The sequence below is a fragment of the uncultured Mailhella sp. genome, assembly GCF_944324615.1.
Lineage (GTDB): Bacteria > Desulfobacterota > Desulfovibrionia > Desulfovibrionales > Desulfovibrionaceae > Mailhella.
Window position 1 is genome coordinate 1 of the sequence record NZ_CALUWY010000049.1, and the last position, 21,141, is coordinate 21,141.

Genomic DNA, 21,141 nt, shown 5'->3' on the forward strand with positions numbered 1-21,141 from the left:
CCTCACGCCTTTCCCTGAAAGGGCAGATTCAGGATCTCGCCGTCCTCGGGAATGAGAAAGCGCCCCTCCAGTCCTCTTTCCCGCACAAAGCGGCGCAGATGCGCACGGTCGAGTCTGGCATGATTCACCGCGTCCATGTGCGTGGCAATGAGCATTGCCTGCGGAGCCGACGCCGCCACTCCGGCCAGTTCCTCCGGTCCCATGAGAATGGGCGTACCGTCATAAAACTGCGCCCAGGCCGCGTTGAGCGCCACCACTTCGGGACGAAACTTTTCCAGCACGTCGGCAACGCCCTGAAACCATACCGTATCCCCCGCAATATACAGGCGCTTTTCCCCTTCTGCAGAAAACAGCACGCCGCAGGCTTCGGAGGGCAGGCCGAACTGCGCGTAGTTGCGGGCGGCCGCCTCCCCTTTGCCGTGCAGAGCTTCGGTTTTCTGCAGCGTCACGCCTCGAAAGTCCGCGCCCTCTGCCGTCAGCGCCTCCACATGGCGAAAACCCGACGTGCGCATGTCTTCCGCTTCCGCCTCGTTCCGGGTGAACACAGGAAGAGCTTTGTCGAGCGCCTCGCACGCGGCCCGGTCGAAATGGTCGAAGTGGTGCATGTGCGTGACGATGACGGCATCCACGGCAACAATGTCCTCCACGGGCAGCGGCAGTTCCACCAGAGGATTGGGACTGTTGTTCCACGGAGAAGGAACGGCGGGAAGCGTTCCCTTCCGGGCAAGAAAAGGATCCACGAGAAAACGGACTCCGCCGAAGGTGATGATGCTGGTGGCACCGCGTATCTGCTGAAACAGCATGTGACTTTCCCCGTACATTTCCGGCGGAAAACCGGAAAGCTGAAGTTCTTCTTCAACTATTTCTTTGCGGCCCTCAGGCCGTTGGCCACCACCATGAGGGCCGTGCCCACATCGGCGAACACGGCCATCCACATGGTGGCGTGCCCGCTGAAGGTCAGGGCGAAGAACAGTGCCTTCACGCCCAGAGCCAGCGCGATGTTCTGTATCAGAATGGCGTAGGTTGCGCGGGAAAGGCGGATGAACCTCGGTATCTTGCGCACATCGTCATCCATCAGTGCGACATCGGCGGTTTCCATGGCGGTATCGGTGCCGCCGCCTGCCATGGCAAAGCCTATGTCCGCCCGGGCAAGGGCCGGAGCGTCGTTGATGCCGTCGCCGACCATGCCCACCCTGCCTCCGCGCGCGGCAAGGCGTTCCACGGCATGCAGCTTGTCTTCCGGCAGAAGGCCTGCAAGATATTCATCCACTCCGGCCTGAGATGCGATGACGCGCGCCACGTTCTCATTGTCGCCGGTCAGCATGACGGTATGCACGCCGAGTTCCTTCAGTTCCCGTACCGCCTCCCGGCTGCTTTCCCGCAGGGTGTCGGCCACGGCAAAGAGCGCAAGAACGCCTTCTTCCCCGGCAAGAACGGCCACGGTTTTTCCCTGCGTCTCCAGCGCCGTGACACGCTTTTCCAGTTCCGGAGAATCCAGGCCCAGAGCCGCCATCATGCGGCGGCTGCCGAGAGCATAGCGCGCGCCTTCCATGCGTCCGCGCATGCCCTGTCCGGGAACGGCCTCCACATCCTCCACGGGCAGAAGCGCAGCGGTCTCTGCGGCCACGCCCTCCGCAACGGCGCGGGAAACGGGATGATCCGACCTTGCGGCAAGGCTTGCGGCCAGAAGCACGGCCCTTTTTTCATCCGCGTGCACGGGCACCATGTCCGTCAGACGCGGGCGGCCGCAGGTAAGCGTGCCAGTCTTGTCAAAGGCAAGGCAGCGCAAGAGCCGCCCCTGCTCCAGAAACATGCCCCCCTTCACCAGTATGCCGCCGCGCGTGGCCGCCGCCATGCCGCTCACGATGCTGACCGGGGTGGAAATCACCAGGGCGCAGGGGCACCCTATGACCAGCAGCACCAGGGCGGTGTACACGGCGTCGCGCCAGGCCCAGCCCATGCCGAGGGGAAGCACCAGCGCCGCAAGCAGGGAAAGCAGGAAAACGGCCGGAGTGTACCAGCGGGCAAAGGCATCCACGAAACGCTGTATGGGCGCACGCCGCCCCTGAGCCTCTTCCACCGCATGGATGATGCGGGCCAGCGTGGTATCCGACGCCGCAGCCGTCACCTCAAACTCGAAGGAACCCGAGGTATTGACGGTTCCGGCGAACACGGCATCACCCTCCGCCTTTTCCACGGGAATGCTTTCCCCCGTGATGGGGGCCTGATCCACAGCGGAATGTCCGCTGCGGACCACGCCGTCCAGCGCCACCCTCTCGCCGGGCTTCACCCTGACAAGGCTTCCTGCGGCAATGGAACGAATGTCCATCTCCACCCAGGAACCGTCGGCCTGCCGTACCGTGGCCCGTTCCGGGGAAAGGGCCAGAAGCCTGCTTATGGCATGGCGCGCCTTGTTGAGGGCCCGGGCCTCGATGGCTTCGGAGATATTGAAAAGCACCATGACCATGGCTGCTTCAGGATACTGGCCTATGAGCACCGCTCCGGTGACGGCCACGGACATGAGGGCGTTGATATTGAGGTTGAAATGTGAAACGGCCAGCCAGCCCTTGCGGTAGGTGCCGAGTCCCCCGAGAGCAATGGCCGCCACGGCGAAAAGCAGCGGCAGAACCGCCCGGAAGGAAGCTTCTCCGCTTCCCGCCCACTCCAGCGCAAGTTCCGTCCCTTCGGAAAGCGCTGCAAGCACGGCCGCCGCCGTCAGTCTCTTCCAGGCGATGGGCGTTTCCGGCACGGGAGAAGGCCCGACCCCGGATTTTTCCAGCTTTTCGGGAATCATGTCTATGGAGGCGAGCGCCTCTTCAATGGCTTCGGTGGAAGGCAGGCCGTGGCGCACGGTAAGCACGCGCTGCATGAGGTTGAATTCCAGAGATGTGATCCCCTGTACGGAGGCAAGGCGCTTGCGTATGAGGGCCTCCTCCATGGGGCAGTCCATATTCATGATGCGGTACACCGCCACCGTGGCCGAAGCTTCGGCAAGTATGGCCTCGTTCACGGGCTGCGGTGCGGCGTGATCATGGCCGCAGGCACAGCCTTCGTGATGATCGTGCGCCTGAAGATGGTGCTGTTCCTTCTTCATGCGCTCCTTTTCCTCGGAAAAAGGCCGCAGAAGAAAAGCCTGCGCACAGGCGCAGCTTTCCCCGCCGCCGGAAGTTCCCTGTCTTTCGCTCATTCTGAAGCTCCTTGTTGGAATGAGTGTAGTGTCTATAGCGACTATAGGGTCAAGCCTTTTTCCACATTTTTTTCGCCGTGCCGCATCTCCGGCCTCGGAGCTTGACTTTGCCCCTTCCGCAGTTACCCTGAACGGGATTCATTCCTTATACGGGGGAGCCTCATGCCGCTGAAAATCGGGGAACTTGCCAGACTCACGGGCTGTCAGGTCGTCACCATACGATATTATGAAAAGGAAGGGCTGCTGCCCCGGCCGGAACGCACCGGCGCCAACTACCGCCTGTACGGGGAAGATGACGTGGAGCGGCTCAACTTCATTCTCCGCTGCCGCCTTCACGGCATGAACCTTGCCGAGATACGCGACCTTCTCGCCTTCAAGGACAACCCCACAGTGAGCTGCGCATGGATCAATGAACTGGTGGAAAAACACATCGCCGACGTGGAGGCGCAGATAGCCTCGCTGGAACATCTCAAGAAGCATCTGGAGGCCCTGCGGCACAGCTGCGAAGGCGACAGAGGAAAAGGCTGCGGCATCATCCACAGTCTGGACCACGACGAGCCCTGCCCCTTCTGCGATGCAAAACCCTGCCCCCTGCACGAGCGTACGCATGCCCATGGAGACAGAACGCCCCGGCACGGGGAAGCGGAGGAAGAGCACGCCCCGAAGAAGTGAGCCGCCAGGCTCCTCCTTGTAGAACCTTGCTCCCGCCTTTTCGCAGCACGCCGCGAAAAGGCCGCACCCTGCTTTTCCCCGGCAGTCCGCAGGCAGACTTTCCTCGGAACATCATGCCTCTGAAAGCAGCCTCTCCCCCGCAGCGGGCCTGTGCCGGGCGCATTGTGTCCTCTTCAGGTTCGTGAACATAAGGCTCTCACAGGACGGGGCGCGGCGCGCCCTTGCGCGCAATGCCCGCTTGTCGTACCATTGCCCGGCCTGCGGGAAGAGCCCTTCCCGCTCAAAAGGAAGGAAGATATGAGTTTTCTCAAAGCAAGCACCAGCTTCACGCGCTTTCGCATCATTGACGACGTTCCCGCCGACCTGTGGCCCGCCATTCCCGAAAAGCTCCGCCAGTTCGCGTTCCTGGACATTGACGACATTGCCGAGGAACGGGCCTTCGGCTGGACCAACTTCGACGACATGCTCGACACGGAATGGAAGCTGAGCCCGCCGGAAAAGGCCGATTACCTGACCTTTTCCCTGCGGCTCGACACGAGGCGCATCCCTCCGGCCGTGCTGCGCAAGCACACGCGCATAGCCCTGCGCGAAGAAGAGGCCCGCATCAAGGAACTGGGCAAGAAGTTCATTCCCCGCGACCGCAAGAAGGAAATCGGCGAACAGGTGAAGCTGCGCCTCATGGGGCGCTTCCTGCCCATTCCGGCAGAGTTTCAGGTGGTCTGGAACACGCGCACGGGCCGGGTGTATTTCGCCTCCACGCAGACAAAGATGATCGAGCTTTTCCTCGATCTTTTCACCCGCTGCTTCGAACTGCGCCTTGAACAGCTTGTTCCTTCGGCGCTGGCGCTTTCCCTGCTCGGCGAACAGTGCTCCGAAAAGCTGGACGCCGTGGAATCCACGCACTTCATTCAGGGCGAATAAGCCGCCTTTTGCGGGCACAGCGCTCTGCATCCGGCACGGCGGCCTCTGCAATGACCGCCGAGCGGCAACGGGCAGGATCTGCAACGCAGACAGGCCCTTTTCCCTGAGCTTCGGCGCACCCTTGCATGCATGCCTGCAGAAGGTCCGCCTGCAGACAGTTCTTTTGCGCGGAAAACGCGCCTTCACCTGAAACATGCTTCAAAAGGCACCTGTTATGGCAGAAATAGGTTATATCGGAGAAAATACCGACCTCATCCTGGGGCAGGAATTTCTCACCTGGCTGTGGTTCCGCAGTGAAACCGGCAACGTGTTCCGCATGGAAACGCCGGAGCACAACGGCGAACCCTTCACCGTGGCCATGGAACAGCGCATCGTCGTGCGCGGCGGCGAAGGAGAAAACCAGGAAACCGCCACGGTGGTGGGTTCCTTCTCTCCCCTGCGCGAAGCCAGACTCGGGCTTCTCACGGGAAAGCAGGTCGTCCGCGCCCTGGTGCGCCTGGAAAAGGACGGCATGGACTGGCAGGTGACGCTGAAGGCCGAGGATTTCAGCATCAATTCCCTGCGCACGCCCCCCATTTCCAGAGAAGACGCCGCCGAAGACCCGGACGCCGTCTTTCTGGAAAAAATCTACCTGCTCGACCAGGCTCTGGACATGCTGGATGAAATGTTCCGGCAGTTCCTTACCCTGCGCCTTTCTCCCGCCGCATGGCAGGCCGAGGCGGGAGCCGTTGCCGAATGGATGCGCCACGACATCCGTCAGGGAGCCATGCAGCCCGGGGCCTGAGTCACGGCCGGTGCGCTCCGGCGCACCGTTCTTCCGTTTTAAAGGATAGTCCTCCATGAAGAACACTACGACTCCAGGCGGCGGAACCTCGCGCTGGAAGGCACTCGCCGTTCGCGCCGCCCGCAAAACGCTGTGGATGCTCCTCGTGCTGTGGGGCATCACGCTGGTGAGCTTCTTCGTCATTCACCTCGCTCCGGGTACGCCCACCGACATGCAGACCAGCCTCAACCCTCTGGCGGGCGACATGGTGCGCGAACGCCTGAACGCCCTGTACGGGCTGGACCGCCCGCTCTGGGAACAGTATGTGGACTGGCTGAGCCGCCTTGTCCGGCTCGACTTCGGCATTTCCCTTTCCAGCGACGCACGCCCCGTCATGGAAAAGATCATGGAGCGCCTGCCCCTCACCGTGGGCATGAACGTGATTTCCCTGCTGCTCACCCTGCTCATTTCCATTCCCATCGGCATCGTGTCGGCGGTGCGGCGCGGCTCCTTCCTCGACCGCGCGCTCACCGTGCTCGTATTCCTGGGCTTTGCCATGCCCAGCTTCTGGCTGGCCATGCTGCTCATGCTCTATTTCGGCATCGACCTCGGATGGCTTCCCCTTTCCGGCCTCACCTCGCTGGATTATGCCCAGCTTTCCCCGCTGGGCAAGGCCCTCGACATAGCAAGGCACCTCACCCTGCCCATTCTCGTGGGTCTGGTAGGCAGTATTGCGGGCACCTCGCGCTTTCTGCGCTCCTCCATGCTGGAAGTGCTGCGTCAGGACTACATGACCACGGCCCGTGCCAAGGGCCTGCCCGCAAGGCTGGTCATCGGGCGTCACGCTCTGCGCAACGCGCTTCTGCCGGTCATCACCATGCTCGGCCTTTCCGTGCCGGGGCTTATCGGCGGCAGCGTCATCATTGAAACCATCTTCGCCCTGCCGGGGCTCGGCCAGCTCTTCTATGCCGCAGTCATGGCGCGCGACTACCCGCTCATCATGGGCAACCTTGTCCTCGGGGCCGTGCTCACACTGCTCGGCAACATGCTTGCCGACGCAGGCTACAGCCTGGCCGATCCGCGCATCAGAGCCACGGCCAAACAGGGAGGCGAGGCATGATCACCGACCTGAAACGCCACGGCATGTTCCTTACCGGGCTTGCCATCGTGCTCACCATGAGCATTCTTGCCCTGCTTGCGCCATGGCTGGCCCCCTTCGATCCCGCTGCGCTGAACCTCGATCAGATACTCATGCCGCCTTCCGCAGAACACCTGCTGGGCACCGACGAACTCGGCCGCGACGTGTTCTCCCGCCTGCTCTACGGCGCGCGCGTCTCGCTCTGGGTGGGCTTTGTGGCCGTGGGCATCTCCACCGCCATCGGCATAGTGCTGGGGCTGGCCTCCGGCTATTTCGGAGGCTGGACGGACGAACTCATCATGCGCGGCGTGGATGTGATGCTCTGCTTCCCGTCCTTCTTCCTCATTCTCGCGGTCATCGCCTTTCTGGAACCGAGCCTCACCAACATCATGGTGGTCATAGGCCTCACCTCATGGATGGGCGTGGCGCGCCTTGTGCGTGCCGAAACCCTTTCCCTGCGGGAACGGGACTTCATCGCCGCCTCGAAACTGGCCGGAGCTTCGGCCTCCCGCCTGCTCTTCGTGCACATTCTGCCCAATGCCCTCGCGCCCGTGCTGGTTTCCGCCACTCTGGGCGTGGCCGGGGCCATTCTGGTGGAATCCTCCCTCAGCTTTCTGGGCCTCGGCGTGCAGCCGCCGGACGCCAGCTGGGGGAACATGCTCATGGACGGCAAGAACACCCTGGAAATAGCCCCCTGGCTTTCCCTCTACCCCGGACTTGCCATCCTCATCACCGTTCTCGGGTACAACCTGCTCGGCGAAAGCCTGCGCGACATGCTGGACCCGAGACTCAGGGAACGCTGACCCTGCCCGGACGCCGCATACGAAAAAAGGCCCCTGAAAAGGGGCCTTTTTCATGCGATTTGGTCAGGAAATCCTACCAGTAGCGACCATCGTACCGGTCGTGATGATCCCTTTCCTGCTGATTGCCGTAAATACCGCCCGCCAGAGCGCCCAGACCGCCGCCGATGAGCGCGCCCGTGGTGCCGTGGCCGCCGGAAAGCACTCCCAGGCCGCCGCCGATGAGCGCGCCGCCGGCCGCTCCGCTCAAAGCGCCCTGCTGCGTCCTTGTCATGTTGGTGCACCCGGTAAAGCCGAAGGCCAGGGCACCGATCAGAAGAACAACGGGTATGTGTTTCATCATCTTTCTCCCGAAAAAATGGAATTACTTGCCTGCCGGGGCCATGAATTCATACCAGAGCACATCGAACACCGGCCGGGCGGATTCCGAAGGATGGGCCGCATACCAGTCATCAAGCTGCTTCTGCATATCTTTCCAGCTGGTCCCGCCGAACGCTCTGATCCACGCCGAAACAAAGGGGGAAGCCTTGGTTCCCATCTTTTCGGCCACGAGCTGTTCAATGGCGACGATATTGGATGCTCCGTACAGGAAAGCCTGCTTCTCCGCATCGCTGGAAAGTTTCCAGTGTTCACCCGTGAGATCCACAGGGGAAGGCTGCGCCGCCATGGCGGGAACACTCAGCCCGCACGCGAGAATCGCGGCGCAGACATACTTGAGAAAACGGAATTTCATGAGGACTCCTTTTCGCTGTACTTGAAAAAGACGTTATCTCAGATGGGACGCGGGCCGCCCGGTCTCGGACGGGGGGCGGGTCTGCCCAGACGCGGACGCGGCGCCGGGCGCGGGCCGCCGGGGCGGGGACGCGGGGCCGGACGAGGACCGGGCCTGCCGGGACGAGGGCCGGGCCTGCGGGGACGCGGGGCAGGTCTGCCCGGACGCGGGCGCGGAGCAGGACGCGGGCCGCCGGGGCGGGGACGCGGGGCCGGACGAGGGCCGGGCCTGCCGGGACGCGGACCGGGAGGCGGCGGGGGAGCCGCTTCCGCGCTGAGGGGCAACAACGGGGTCGCCACACCGGCGGCGGCCAGACTGACCAGGGTCAGAAGAAAAGTACGTCTTTTCATAATATCACCTCATCCTGTTTCAGGGAAGGCAGGATAGTGCTTAAATACCCCACGCCGTTCTGTTATGCAAGCGCCCCGAATCCGTCCACTCCGGCGGCGTTTTATGATATATCTTGTAATTTCATGGAGTTATTATTTTATCTTCCGTTGAGAAATCTTGTAACACCGGCTTGCAAAGTATTGCCGGACCCATGATTTTTTCTCTTGCTGCAACAAAGCGGAAAGCTGCGGCCCGGAGCACGTCCATCTGATGCCGGAACATCATGAAACGGCTCCTTTGCACGGAAAGGAAGAGCTGCCGAAAAAAGCCTGCCTTCCGCCTGAGCAGAAGCGCATCGTGCCTGCAGAGGACATGCCCTTCCCCGGAAGTCTCCCGCATAGGGTACAACATCCTGGGCCGGGCCTTCCCGGGGCGCCGCTCACCACATGCAAACGCCCTGCCCGCCGCAGGCCGGGGCGTCGTTTTCTTCAGAAAAGGGACGGGCTGCACAGGTCCGGGCCGGAGCCTGTCCGGCGCGCTGAAAAAAGCCTTCTGCCATGCGCTCCCCCGCAGAAGGGGCTTATGACGGAAGGCCCTTCCCTAATTCAGCGACGGATTCCGGGCCTCTTCCTCCCCGGGATAGGTCTCCATGGAGCCCTGAAGCCACAGCATGCCGACCATGTCATCGCCGATCTGCGGCACATAGCCTTTCAGCGTATGTTCCGCTGCATACACATAGCCCTGCAGCGCGCGCTCGCCGGAGCCGGAAAAAAGGGTCAGCAGCCTGAAAAAATGCCGCCCCATGAACTCCACCCGTTCCATGGCAAGGACAGGCCCCTGAAAGGCCCATACGCCCACCACTTCCGTGGGAAGCATCGCCCCCCGGCCGTGAAACGAAAATTCCTCAGGGTGAAAATCGCCGGCCTTCTTTTCGGGATGGGCGCGGAGAAAGGCCTTCAGCGCGGCATCGCAGGCCGCCGTGCCCGGAACAAGTTCCACCTCCTCCCGTTCCGCCTTCCGCAGGGAAAAGGCCAGGGCCGCCACATGGAATACGGCCTTCACACCGAACTGCAGCTGCGGCACATGCTGGAAGAAACCGGCAAGGAAAAAGGCCAGCGGAGCCTGAAGGCGCAAATCGCGCACGGCCACCACACCGGAAATGCCGTTGGACCAGATATGCGCCTGCTCTATGCGGGACTCCACGGGAAGCCCCTCGAAGGCCGGATATCCTCCCACGAAATCCGCCTTGCCTCTGCCCTGCTCCATGACGATGTGGGAATGGATGCTGATGCCGCCCGAGGAAGGGGAAACGAAAAGGAGCACGCTGGAACCGTCCTTTCTGTGCATGACGGGGCCGCAGGCCGTGCTTTTTTCAAAAAGCCCCTGCAGCAGGTTCACATATTCCTTGCTTCCTCCGGGGAAAAAGGCGGACCATACATCGCCCAGACCTTCAAAATGTCTGCCCATGAAGGCCGAGGACGGCCCTTCGTTGTCGGGAGCGGAATCGCTGGACGTGTTGTTTCTGATCAGAGGCTGTTTTGCCGTCGTGCTGCTGTGCCTGCGGCCTCCGAAAAACCTGTCCATCATGGCCATGCTCTCTCCTTTTCCTCCTGCGGCACGCCTTTGCTCCGGCCTTTCCCCAAGGCGCCGCCTGATGCCTTGAAAGCGGCCCGGACTTCCGCGCCGCCGCGTTCTGCTTCTCTCACGCGCCCGGCGGGCGCAACCTCTGCGCTCCGGCCATACCCTCCCCCTGAAGGGCCCGCCGGAACTGGCCGTATGCTACACGCAATCTTCTCCGGCGAAAAGCCCTTTACCGGTGATGCCGCAGCGCGCGAAGGCTGAGCACCACGCCGAAAAGATTGAGCACGCCGAAAAGCAGCAGCGCATAACGCATGGCGTGGAGGAAGAGCCCGGCACTTTCCTGGCTCACCGCAACATCGCCCATGAACAGTCCTATGGTGCAGGACATGATGATATGGCTCATCAGGCCGCCCATGGTGCGGAGACAGCCGAGCAGCCCGGAGGCCACCGACATTTCATCCCTGGGCACGTTGCCCAGGGTGGCCGCCATGTTGGGGGCTGCAAAAAAAGCCGCCCCCATGCCCAGCAGCGCCTGACTGAGCACCACCTGCCATACGGGGCTGTGTTCGCCGAGCAGCGTGAGGCTCAGGATGCTCACACCGCAGGCCGCCATGCCCGAGGTGGAAATGATGCCGGGGTGATACCTGTCGGCCAGTTTGCCGGCCACAGGAGAAAAAACAGTCTGAAACAGGCTCTGCACCATGAGCACTATGCCGGCATGAAAGGCATTCAGGCCCAGAACCTGCTGAAGATACAGGGAAAAGAAAAGTGAAAGGCCCATGAAGGAGCCGTAGTTGATGAACACCGCCGCCATGCCGTCGGGCAGGCCGGGTACCTTGGACAGGAGCTTGAGGTCGAGCATGGGGTCGGAAGAAATCCATTCCCTGCGCACGAAGGCGGCCATGAGGCACAGCCCCGCAGGCAGGAGCCCCACCACGGCAGGATGCAGAAACGTGCAGGTAGCCCCCATGGTCACGCAGGCAAGTCCTCCCGCACCGAGCAGCGCGCTCTTCATGTCGAAGGAGCGCCGCTCCCCTTCCCGGGGCAGTTCGGGGATGACATAGCGAAGCAGCATCCATTCCACCAGGCTGAGCGCCGCAATGATGAAAAACACCGAACGCCAGCCGGACAGTTCCGAAAGCCCGCCGCAGGCCAGAGGTCCTATGGCCAGCCCCAGATATACCGCCGATACCACGATGCTGATCACCTGACCCCTGATGTGCGCAGGGGCCAGCGTCACACTCAGGGTGGTTACGGCGCAGGAAATGGTGGCGGCGGCCACCCCCTGGGCAAAACGCAGGGGAATGAGAACGCCCATGGCCGGCGCAAGCCCCATGCAGGCGCAGAACAGGCAGAAGCACCCCACCCCCACAAGCAGCGTACGCTTCACGCCGAACATGTCGGCCACACGGCCGCTCAGCATGTGGGAAATGGACTGGCCGAGATTATAGCACACCATCACGAGGGACAGCGCCACGGCCGACGCCCCCAGCGATTCCCCTATGGAAGGAAGCATGGCGGCCACGCCGCTCATGAGAAAGGGGGCGAAGAGATTTCCCGTCCAGAGGGCGGCAATGACACTTTTCAAATGCAACGACGAAGTATCTTGAGTATCGGACATGGTCGACTCCTTCCCCGTACCCTATGCCAAAGTGCAGAAGGTGGGAAGAATCTGTCGACATCTCGTGAAATAACGCCCAATATAAGCAGCCGTCTGCCCTTCCCTGCGTATTCCGGCCCGCTCCGCCTCCCGGGAAGCTCCCGTGCCCTGCGGCATGAGGACAGGTGGACCTGCCCCCCCCCTTCCCCGCACGGGGACATACCGTCTCCCTTATGGAGAAGTTCATGTACGGCTGGAACCAGCCCCCTGCGCGGGATCATACCGTACCGGCGACGCGTAGCCATGCCGTGCGCCACAGGCTCCGTCAGAAGAAACGGCCCTTTCCGACGGGCCCGTCATGTGGAGGAAGAAGTATCCGTCCCGCCCATGTCCGCAAGAGTCTGAGCTATATTGCCAAAGCGATACAGACAGGATCTTGCCGCAGCCTCAAAGGTGTCGGCCAGGCGGATATGGCTCTTATCGATATGTTCCCGAACCATGAATTCTTCCGTGGCCTTCCGGGCTTCCTGAATGATCTTTTCAAAACTGTTCCAATCCTTTTTTTCCACTTTGGATTCAAAGGTGTTTTTCCCATCCTTCTCCGGCCTGAGCAGCCTGTCTGCAAGCTGTTTTCTCAGTTCCATGAACACCCGATAGTCATCGCCGACTCCCTTGATCACGTTCCACGCCACCATATCGGCATGAGAGCAAAACAGCATTTTCAGTGGAGTAAGGATCTCGCCATTCTCCTGCTTCTGCCCCTGCTCCGACGCCAGCTCCTCCAGCATACTTTTTTTGATGGCGTCATGGATCTCCTGTCGAGGATAGTCCTGTGAAAAACGGCTGGGAGCCCTTTGTATCAGCTCCAGAAAAGTCCTGGCACGCTCTGTCCGCGCCGAATCAGCGGCAGCCAGCGTAAATACTTTTTTCAGCGTCATCTCAGAAGCATCCGCACTCTCTTTCCCGAGGCTGTTCCAGAAAAGCAGCCTGCTATCCTTTTCCGACAGAGTCAGCCATGATGCCATATTCAACTGTTCGCGGTACAGGGTGAAATTATACAGTCGTTCTTCCCAGTTTCCTATTCTGTCTCCGCAATGATGCACCGCTCTTGCAAGTATATCATTAATATTTTCTTGAAAATTGGTAAAATTTTTTTCTTCCGACGGTAGAGGAAGATCAAGACAGAACAAAGGACTCACAAGAGCACCTGCAAGAGGAAATTCTATCATGTTGGTATCATTGATCCATCCTGATTGTATTATAGATAGTGCCAGTATGAGTGAATCTTCAGGTTTGGAAAAATATTCTTTACCTAGATAAGCTTTTGAATCTAAAGACATAGGAACAACTATAGAAGCTCTTCCAAACCCTTTTACAGAGCTATATAAGGAACGCTCCTTATACTGAAAAGCCTGAAAAGCCTTTGCCGCAAAAAATCCCGGAAGTACCGTCGTGTCGTCATCGCCCATGATAAGTTTTATCTTGTTTTTTCCAGTAAGAATATCATCCAGCTCTCTTTTATATCTATCTTTTTCTTTACCAATGATTTCTACTATATTCTGAGCATTCAAATCAAAGAATCCACTTTTTACAGCATGGCCGATCAATGCACCAAGAAAAGATGCTATATTCCTTCCTCCTCCGTATCCTGCATTTTCTTTTCCTGTTGTATCAAAGAGACTTTCTATATTAAAAATTTCACCCAATTCCTTTATTTGCTTCATATCAATAAAAGCAATGCGTGCATTTGTTTCCTGCTGAAGGCTATGAATGAAATTTTTATTTTTATTCAATGACTCTGCGTCTTTTGTCTGATCAAAGACAAACAGAGGCACGTCTTTCCATATTTCATGATTTGAGCAGCATTTTTCAGCAGTTCTCTTCAGGTCCATAATTATCGATGGAATAAAAGTAAGCTGCGAAAGGTTCTTATTTGCAGTAGGAAGTACGACAACCATATTTGATAATCCACTTTCATAATCATCATTCATTTTTTCATTATTTAATTCATTTATATATTGTATGATATATTTTATATTACTTTTATACTTTAAAACATCAAGTCCAGATATATCTGCAAATTCTTCAAAAATCTTATCATCATATTCTTCTTGATTATAACGAGTAATTTCATCTTTTAACATACCGATATCATCAGCTTTATTCTTTTGAAGAATTTCCAGCATATCGGAAAATGTTTCGGGAAATATCTTTGCAGACAATGCGGAAATATGATAACTTCCAGAAAGAAGCTTATCGATGATTTCTTTTGCTTCGGAAGATTTCCTGCCAAGGGCAAGCGCAAGTTTATATCCGCCCTCTCGAAGTCCGCCATACGGCGATGACGTGGAAAATATATCATATATCAATTTAATCTGATCTTTTTCAGCGGTATAGAAAGAAAAAATCCTGTCATCGACCTTCACGTCAGGCATGCCGTCTGTTACTGTAAATTCTTTATCTTCAGCAAATATCATCGCTGCGATATTGACAATATTTTCTGCATTAATTTCATCATACGCAATATCTTGAAAAACTATTTTCCGAGCAAGAGAAATGGCAATATTTTTCTTATCTTCTTCTGAAAGATTACACTTTTTAAAAAAATCAATTACTTTTTTTCCACAGCTTATTAATTTATCATTATTATTAAAATAGTTAAAATCAACAGATGTACTGCTGCCTATTAATTCAACTGCTTTCTCATTGTTATCTCTGTAAAAAAATGGAGACAGCATACCCACAGGAGAACATTCATCTCCCAGTGGAAAAATGTCTTCTTTTTCATATTCCGTTAACCCGCAGGCCATACTCGAAACACGCTGCCATTGTTCTCCCGTTATAGTTTCATTTCCGATAAACTCCTGCATATTCAAATTTTGCACCACTCCGAGATTCTGCTCCGAGGCCTGTTGCCCTCCCCATTCGGTCGACGCCGTCCCGGAAGCCTTCACACTCCGCTCTTCAAGCGGCCTGCTGCCTTCCGAAAGGAATTCCACGTCGTTCAACATCGGCTGCCCCTGCTGAGAGCCTTGAGCCATCTTTCGACCTTCAATACCTTTCGGTGCCCTTCGCTCTTCAATACATTCCTTCTCGTTCCAGACTTCCTGGAAGTCCATCACACCCGAAACATTCCCCTGTACAAGGCAACTCATGCGAAATTTCTCCTTTTCTCAAACACGAATCATGGTATCCGTCGGACAGAACGGCTGTTCCTCCCGGAAGGACGGGGAGAGCCTGTTCCTCCAGTTTTCCGCAGCCTGAATGCAGCCTTCCAGACGCTTTTTCAGCACTTCCCATGTCATTTCGGAAAGAGAAAGTTCTGCCTGTACAACCACCCTGCCGGAGACGCCATCCAGACAGAACACCGCACCGCACGAGGCATGCCGAAACAGATTGGCATAAAGAAGTTCCCTGAACAGCCCCGCAGGCTCCTCCGCAACGTCTCCCATCGGTACGGTTATGAAAAGCATGTCCCTGGAGGAATCGAACTCCAGTGCAACCTGAAAGGAGTCGACGGTTAAAAAAAACGGAAAATTTCCGGAAGTGTCCAACTGAAACCGAAGTCAAAATTCCCGCAGCAGCGCTTCCGCCTTTTCCTGCGCACCTTCGTCATGACTGAGACTCATACAGATTCCTCACAATAAAAAACGACGCAACAAAAAAACAGATGACGCTCCTCCATGACTGTGTTTCAGAAATATTGTCACGCAGAAACATCCGCTCCGCTCTCCTCCGGCAATGCGTTGCTCTCTCCCCAACAACAATGATAAGCATCAGAGAAGGCAACATGACAAACTCTCATAAAAACACACCGGCAAAAATACCTGCCGTAACAGGAGCCATATTTCCCTTCCGCCCCATGAAATATTTCTTTTCAGCAGATAAACACACCGGTGGAAGGATAATTTATCATTAATGCAACTTCAAGAAAAATATCCATAATACATTCGCATTTCATTACTTGATTCCATTGTTTACAACATAATCCCCATACCATTTTCTTCACATGCGTACTATCCTTTCCAGAAGTACTTTCCTGATCCCATGTTTTTTCATCCATGAAGTACCCGTACAGGCGATGCTCCCCGGGCAAAGCACATGCACGGCATAGCATCCGCCTGCATGGCGCGCCTAAAAACACAAAAGCCGTTTCCCGTACCCGGGAAACGGCTTTCATCATGAATGTTCTTCAGGCAGGACGTGCCGGGAGCGAAAAAAGGCGCTCACGCCAGGACGGCACGGACAACGTCTCTGAAAGAAAAGACTGCGCCGCAGGAAAAAGGTCAGGCCTTCTCCTTTTTCTCTTCCATCACCAGCCCGAGCAGCTCACCGATGGTATCCACGGTGTGGATCTCGATTTTCCGCCGCAGATCCGCCGGGATCTCTTCCAGATCCTTGGCATTCTGTGTGGGAATGACGGCGCGCTTCAGCCCCCGGGCCACGGCTCCGAGTATCTTTTCCTTGATGCCGCCCACGGGCAGCACCCTGCCGCGGAGCGTGATTTCCCCGGTCATGCAGGTATCGCCGCGCACGGAGCGTCCGGTAAGGGCGGAAACCAGGGCGGAAACCAGCGTCACACCGGCGGAAGGCCCGTCCTTGGGCGTGGCCCCTGCGGGCACATGGATATGAATGTCCAGCTTCTGGGAAAATTCCGGATCTATGCCCAGTTCCTTTGCATGGGAACGGGCATACGTCACCGCCGCCTGCGCGCTCTCCTTCATCACGTCGCCGAGCTGACCGGTGAGAAGCAGCGAGCCCTTGCCCTGCATGGTGCTCACCTCCACATGGAGCACCTCGCCGCCGGCCTGTGTCCAGGCAAGCCCCAGAGCCACGCCGGGCAGAAGCTCCGTTTCCTTTTCCTCATCCAGAAAACGCGGAGCACCGAGGAGTTTTCCCACCAGCGCAGGAGTCACGATAAAGGGAGGCTTCTCCCCTTCCGCCTTGCGTCTGGCCAGCTTGCGGCAGATGGCGCCTATCTGGCGCTCCAGAGAACGCAGCCCCGCCTCGCGCGTATAACCGCGGATCACGCGGGCAAGTGCGTTGTCGCGGAACACCACGTCGCCCTCTTTCAGGCCGTTGTCGGCTGTCTGTCTCCGTATCAGATACCTGCGGGCAATGGAGAGCTTTTCCTGTTCCGTGTAGCCGGAAAGATGAATGATCTCCAGTCTGTCCAGCAGCGCGGGAGGAATGGTGTCGAGCTGATTGGCCGTACAGAGAAAGAGCACCTTGGAAAGATCGAATTCCAGGTTCAGGTAGTGGTCGCTGAAGTGGGAATTCTGTTCCGGATCCAGCGTTTCCAGCAGTGCGGAAGACGGATCTCCCCGGAAGTCGTTGCCGAGCTTGTCGATTTCATCCAGCACGATCACGGGGTTGCGCGTTCCCGCCTGCCGTATGGCCTGGATGATGCGCCCGGGCATGGCTCCGATGTAGGTGCGCCGGTGGCCGCGTATTTCCGCCTCGTCGCGCATGCCGCCCAGGGATATGCGCTGGAACCTGCGCCCCATGGCCCGGGCGATGGAACGGCCGAGAGAGGTCTTGCCCACGCCGGGAGGCCCCACAAAGCACAGTACCGGCCCCTTGGAATCGGGGTTCAGCTTGCGCACGCTCAAAAATTCAAGAATACGGTCCTTCACCTTCTCAAGGCCGAAATGGTCTTCATCAAGAATGGCGGCGGCCTTCACGATGTCCAGCCTGTCGCGGGACATCTTCTTCCACGGCAGTTCCGCCAGAAGGTCCAGATAGGTGCGTACCACGGTGGCTTCGGCGGAATCACCGTGCATGGAGGCGAGCCTGCGCAGCTGCTTGTCGGCCTCACGCCGCGCTTCCGGCGGAAGACCGGCCTTGTCCAGCGCCTTTCGGAGGTTCTCGTTCTCGTCCTCCTCATCGCCGCCGTCGCCGAGCTCCTTGTGGATGGCCTTGAGCTGCTCACGCAGGAAATAATCCCGCTGCGCCTTGTCCATACCCTCGCGCGCCATGCTCTGGATGCGCGCCTGCATGGTGGCCACCTCCACCTCACGAAGGAGATGCTCGTTCACCCGGCGCAGACGTTCCACAGGGTCAAGACATTCCAGAAGAGCCTGCGCCTCCTCAATGCGCAGCCGCATGTTGGCCGCGATGATGTCGGCCAGGCGGCCGGGCTCGTTCACGGAATTGAGCACGTTCATGATCTCGCCGGAAGGAAGCCCGCGCAGATGCAGTATTCTGTCGCTCTGCTCCCGTGCGGAACGCAGCATGGCCTCAAGCTCCACATCGGAAACCTCGCTGCGCGTTTCCTCCAGAAGATGCACGCGGGCCAGCAGAATGGGACCGTCGTCGTCGAACTCCTCCACGCGGGCGCGCGTGAGTCCCTGCACCAACAGCTTGACCTGTCCGTCGTTCATCTTGATCATGCGCAGTATCATGACCACGGAACCCACGGTATACAGCTCATCCGGCCGGGGCTGCTCGGAGGAACCTTCGCGCTGCGTGCAGAGCAGAAGATACCGGTTGCCGTTCAGGGCGAATTCCACGGTGTCCATGGCCTTTTCGCGCCCCTCGAACAGCGGCACGATCATGGAATTGAACACCACGCTGTCGCGCAGGGGCAATACAGGCAGGACGGAAGGAATGGCCGGAGTCTGTTCCTCGGAATCGCCGGCGGAACCTTCACCGGAAGAGCTCTCGTTCCGCCCTTCTTCTGCGCCGTCCGGCCCGTTGTCGCGGGCCTCCTCGGAGGCGGCTTCCTCTTTCTGTTCCAGCAGGTTTTTCTTGTCGTCTTCCGGTATTGCGGAAGGCGTTTTTTGCGTATCGCTCATGCTATCCTCGTTCGGGAAGTTCCCGTACCTGTCTTTTCGGCACCTCGATGCGTCGATCCTGCATCATGCTGAAAGACGCCTCGGAAGTGATGATCACATGGTCATGCAGCAACAGGCCCAGATGCCTGAGCGCCAGGGCTATGCGCCCTGTCAGCGCCTTGTCCTCCTGCGAGGGCCTGTACGCCCCGCCGGGATGGTTGTGCATGAGAACAATGCTGCTTGCGTGATGCCTCACCATGAGCTCCACGACCTCCAGAGGTTCCAGAGCCACATGATTGAGCGATCCATGGCGGATCCTTTTAAACATAAGCAGCCTGTTCTGTTTGTCCAGAAGCGCGACCCACACTTCTTCATCAACGCAGTGCCCCAGGCGCCGCCTGCCTATCTCGACAAGGTCGGGCAGCGTCACGGGACTCTTCTTTTGTACGTTGCTTTGCGAAGAACGGGCAATGATTTCCCGAAGGAGAGCAAGAAAACTATCAACGGCCGGGCCGCAGCCCTCCACCTGTGCAAGCTCCTGCGCAGACGCGCAGAGCAGGCCGTCGAAACCGCCGAAGCGCTGCAGCAGGCGCTTGGCAAGAATTTTATTGTCGCGGCGAAGATACACGCAGCCCAGCGCCAGTTCCAGCAGTTCATAGTCGGGCAGCGCGGAAGGATCGGCAAGAAAACGCTCGCGCAGTCTTTTCCTGTGCCCGGCGCGAAGATCGGCCTCGGAAGAAGGAGCGTCCTTGTTCATCACGAATCAGCGGGAGGGCTTTGCTTCCCTGCGGGAAGCGGAAAATATGAGGGAAAGGGAGGCTGTCAGCTCCTCCATGGCCTGCAGGGGCTGACGTGCCCCGCTCTTCACGGAAAACTCGGCCTTGCGCAGAGCCGCGAAAACACGGGAAAGCCCCTCGAAACCAAGCGTATCCGCAAGGCGGCGCTTTTCTCTTTCCACATACTGGGGCACGAACACCTTTTCCCCGGCGCGCATCTGCCACAAGAGGCGCGTCTCGCGGGCCATGAGCGTAAGCAGAGGAAAAAGCAGCGATTCGCCGCCGTCCCCGGCCTGCAGAAGGGCCTTCCATACGGCACGGGCATTGCCCGACTCAAGCTGACGGATGATATCGAAAATCACGGCTTCCGGCGTAAATTCCGTCATCTGCCGTACCAGCTCCACATCTGCGGAGCCGTCGGGAGAGGCGAGAAAAAGCTGTTCCAGCGCATTGTGAACGGCAAAGGCGTCGGGAATGAGCATGTCCGACAGCGTATTCACGGCTTCCTGGCTCATGCGAAGCCCCATGTCGGAAGCCTGCTTCTGTATATAGCGGGCAAGAGCCCGCGCCTCTATGCCCGCGGAACGCCAGACCCACTGCTTTTTGTCGGCAAAGGCCAGACACTTGAGCCTGGCGATATGGGCGGGCAGTTTGGGCTGTCCTTTTTCCCACGCGCCTTCCAGACAGAAGACGGGCAGAATGCCGGAACGCGGCGTGCCCAGAGCGGCGGAAAGTTTTTTCCAGACTTCGGCAGGAAGCTGCTGCGCGCCGCGCACCAGAAGCACGCGGGAACGACCGTCCATCCCCATGAGGGTAAGCCTGTCCCAGAAGCGGCGGTCCAGCCCTTCATCCGCCCAGAAAACCTGCACGTCCGGCTCTCCCGCAGCCTTCAGAGGCGCAATAAGCTCCCCCTCCACATATTCGCGGAGCAGCGCCGCGTCGGGGCAGATGCAGAAAAAGAATCCGGGCCTGTCCATATCATGCCTCTGGAGCGTTCCTGCCTGCCGTGCACCTGCCTTTTCTCAAAGAAAGCACTCTCCAGAGAAAACGCGTGCCCGGCGTGCCGGAACAGGTCAGAATTTCTGCTGCATGCGGTCAAGCGCGCGGCGCAGGGCTTCCTTCAGCCCGTCGCGGATGGCGCTTGCCTCATCGACGGTCTCAAACTTGTCGGAATAGGAAATCACACCGGAACGCCATACCACCGTGCCCGATTTCCCGCTGCGGACTACAAGTTCCAGCTGAACCAGCGTATCGCTGAGCAGCGTGTTGTCCACACTGTTGGATATGGAGGAACGCACCCGGAAGCCGGGCATGTTGATGGTGAGAAGATAATCGGCGTTTCCGCTGTCCACCCAGCGGGCAAGGCGGCGCAGGTTCACTTCATCACGCGCGATGCCGCGCAGATAATACTGAACCCAGGGGTACATGGTGACCTGTTCCACCTTGTCTATCCTGATTGTCTGGTTTCCGTCGCCAAGCACGCTCTCGGCACGCGAGCTGCTGGTGGAATAACCGTCCAGCTCATAGCCGCAGCCGCCTGCAACAAGGCTCACGCAGCAGAGCGCGGCCGCCGCCAGAGCTTTCCACGTTCTCCGGGTTTTTCTCATCAGCATTTCCTCATGACGCCGCCTTCGGCGCAGACTTCGGGCGCTTTGGCACACATAAAAACATCATCCCGGCACCGTGCCCGGGCGGCACGGAGCGGCCAGACAGGGCGATACCGCGCAAGCGGTGCCCCGGTAAAAAGCCACGCTTTCCGTATCCGGCAGCCCCGCCCGAAGACGGTGTGCCGCACCCCAGGGGGACCGGCACAGCCGCGCCAAAA

19 protein-coding genes are annotated in these 21,141 nt (G+C 58.4%); 5 read left to right on the plus strand and 14 right to left on the minus strand.

Annotated elements, in window-relative coordinates; genetic code table 11:
• Positions 1-2 precede the first annotated feature (2 nt).
• Positions 3-803: an MBL fold metallo-hydrolase gene (locus tag Q0K07_RS09705; protein WP_294558816.1), complete on the minus strand. Its 801-nt coding sequence runs from the start codon at positions 801-803 to the stop codon at positions 3-5.
• A 56-nt stretch (positions 804-859) separates the two neighbouring features.
• Complete coding sequence (locus Q0K07_RS09710; protein ID WP_367178888.1) at positions 860-2,956, minus strand: heavy metal translocating P-type ATPase; 2,097 nt, start codon at positions 2,954-2,956, stop codon at positions 860-862.
• Between the two features lie 393 nt (positions 2,957-3,349).
• Here Q0K07_RS09710 and cadR point away from each other — a divergent pair, with 393 nt between their 5' ends.
• The 5 genes from cadR (at position 3,350) to Q0K07_RS09735 (ending at position 7,484) form a co-directional block, all read left to right on the plus strand.
• Positions 3,350-3,859, plus strand: a complete 510-nt coding sequence (cadR, locus tag Q0K07_RS09715; protein WP_294558818.1) for a Cd(II)/Pb(II)-responsive transcriptional regulator — start codon at positions 3,350-3,352, stop codon at positions 3,857-3,859.
• A gap of 297 nt (positions 3,860-4,156) precedes the next feature.
• Positions 4,157-4,780, plus strand: coding sequence for a hypothetical protein (locus Q0K07_RS09720; protein WP_294558819.1), 624 nt, complete (start codon positions 4,157-4,159; stop codon positions 4,778-4,780).
• Between the two features lie 214 nt (positions 4,781-4,994).
• Complete coding sequence (locus Q0K07_RS09725) at positions 4,995-5,564, plus strand: hypothetical protein (protein WP_294558820.1); 570 nt, start codon at positions 4,995-4,997, stop codon at positions 5,562-5,564.
• 55 nt (positions 5,565-5,619) lie between these two features.
• Positions 5,620-6,663, plus strand: a complete 1,044-nt coding sequence (locus Q0K07_RS09730; protein ID WP_294558821.1) for an ABC transporter permease — start codon at positions 5,620-5,622, stop codon at positions 6,661-6,663.
• A complete protein-coding gene (locus Q0K07_RS09735) occupies positions 6,660-7,484 on the plus strand; it encodes an ABC transporter permease (RefSeq protein ID WP_294558822.1) in 825 nt (274 codons plus the stop codon). Before Q0K07_RS09730 ends, Q0K07_RS09735 begins: the two co-directional genes overlap by 4 nt.
• Before the next feature lie 73 nt (positions 7,485-7,557).
• Here Q0K07_RS09735 and Q0K07_RS09740 read toward each other — a convergent pair whose 3' ends face one another.
• From Q0K07_RS09740 to Q0K07_RS09795, 12 genes are all read right to left on the minus strand, one after another.
• Entirely contained in the window at positions 7,558-7,824 is a 267-nt protein-coding gene (locus Q0K07_RS09740; protein ID WP_367178887.1) for a YMGG-like glycine zipper-containing protein, read from the minus strand.
• 21 nt (positions 7,825-7,845) lie between these two features.
• Positions 7,846-8,214, minus strand: a complete 369-nt coding sequence (locus tag Q0K07_RS09745) for a hypothetical protein (protein ID WP_294558823.1) — start codon at positions 8,212-8,214, stop codon at positions 7,846-7,848.
• 510 nt (positions 8,215-8,724) lie between these two features.
• Positions 8,725-8,868 carry a hypothetical protein gene (locus Q0K07_RS09750; RefSeq protein WP_294558824.1) on the minus strand — a complete coding sequence of 48 codons (144 nt, stop codon included), beginning with the start codon at positions 8,866-8,868 and terminating at the stop codon, positions 8,725-8,727.
• Positions 8,869-9,183: 315 nt separating this feature from the next.
• A complete protein-coding gene (locus Q0K07_RS09755) occupies positions 9,184-10,176 on the minus strand; it encodes a hypothetical protein (protein WP_294558825.1) in 993 nt (330 codons plus the stop codon).
• A gap of 217 nt (positions 10,177-10,393) precedes the next feature.
• A complete protein-coding gene (locus Q0K07_RS09760) occupies positions 10,394-11,785 on the minus strand; it encodes an MFS transporter (RefSeq protein ID WP_294558826.1) in 1,392 nt (463 codons plus the stop codon).
• Between the two features lie 335 nt (positions 11,786-12,120).
• Positions 12,121-14,919, minus strand: a complete 2,799-nt coding sequence (locus Q0K07_RS09765) for a hypothetical protein (protein ID WP_294558827.1) — start codon at positions 14,917-14,919, stop codon at positions 12,121-12,123.
• Positions 14,920-14,937: 18 nt separating this feature from the next.
• Positions 14,938-15,318 carry a type III secretion system chaperone gene (locus tag Q0K07_RS09770; protein WP_294558828.1) on the minus strand — a complete coding sequence of 127 codons (381 nt, stop codon included), beginning with the start codon at positions 15,316-15,318 and terminating at the stop codon, positions 14,938-14,940.
• A 323-nt stretch (positions 15,319-15,641) separates the two neighbouring features.
• Positions 15,642-15,947, minus strand: coding sequence for a hypothetical protein (locus tag Q0K07_RS09775; RefSeq protein ID WP_294558829.1), 306 nt, complete (start codon positions 15,945-15,947; stop codon positions 15,642-15,644).
• Between the two features lie 103 nt (positions 15,948-16,050).
• Positions 16,051-18,561 carry an endopeptidase La gene (lon, locus tag Q0K07_RS09780; RefSeq protein WP_294558830.1) on the minus strand — a complete coding sequence of 837 codons (2,511 nt, stop codon included), beginning with the start codon at positions 18,559-18,561 and terminating at the stop codon, positions 16,051-16,053.
• Between the two features lies 1 nt (position 18,562).
• Positions 18,563-19,297, minus strand: a complete 735-nt coding sequence (locus Q0K07_RS09785; protein ID WP_294558831.1) for a RadC family protein — start codon at positions 19,295-19,297, stop codon at positions 18,563-18,565.
• 6 nt (positions 19,298-19,303) lie between these two features.
• A complete protein-coding gene (holA, locus tag Q0K07_RS09790; protein ID WP_294558832.1) occupies positions 19,304-20,293 on the minus strand; it encodes a DNA polymerase III subunit delta in 990 nt (329 codons plus the stop codon).
• Positions 20,294-20,389: 96 nt separating this feature from the next.
• Positions 20,390-20,923, minus strand: coding sequence for a hypothetical protein (locus Q0K07_RS09795; RefSeq protein ID WP_294558833.1), 534 nt, complete (start codon positions 20,921-20,923; stop codon positions 20,390-20,392).
• Between the last annotated feature and the right edge of the window lie 218 nt (positions 20,924-21,141).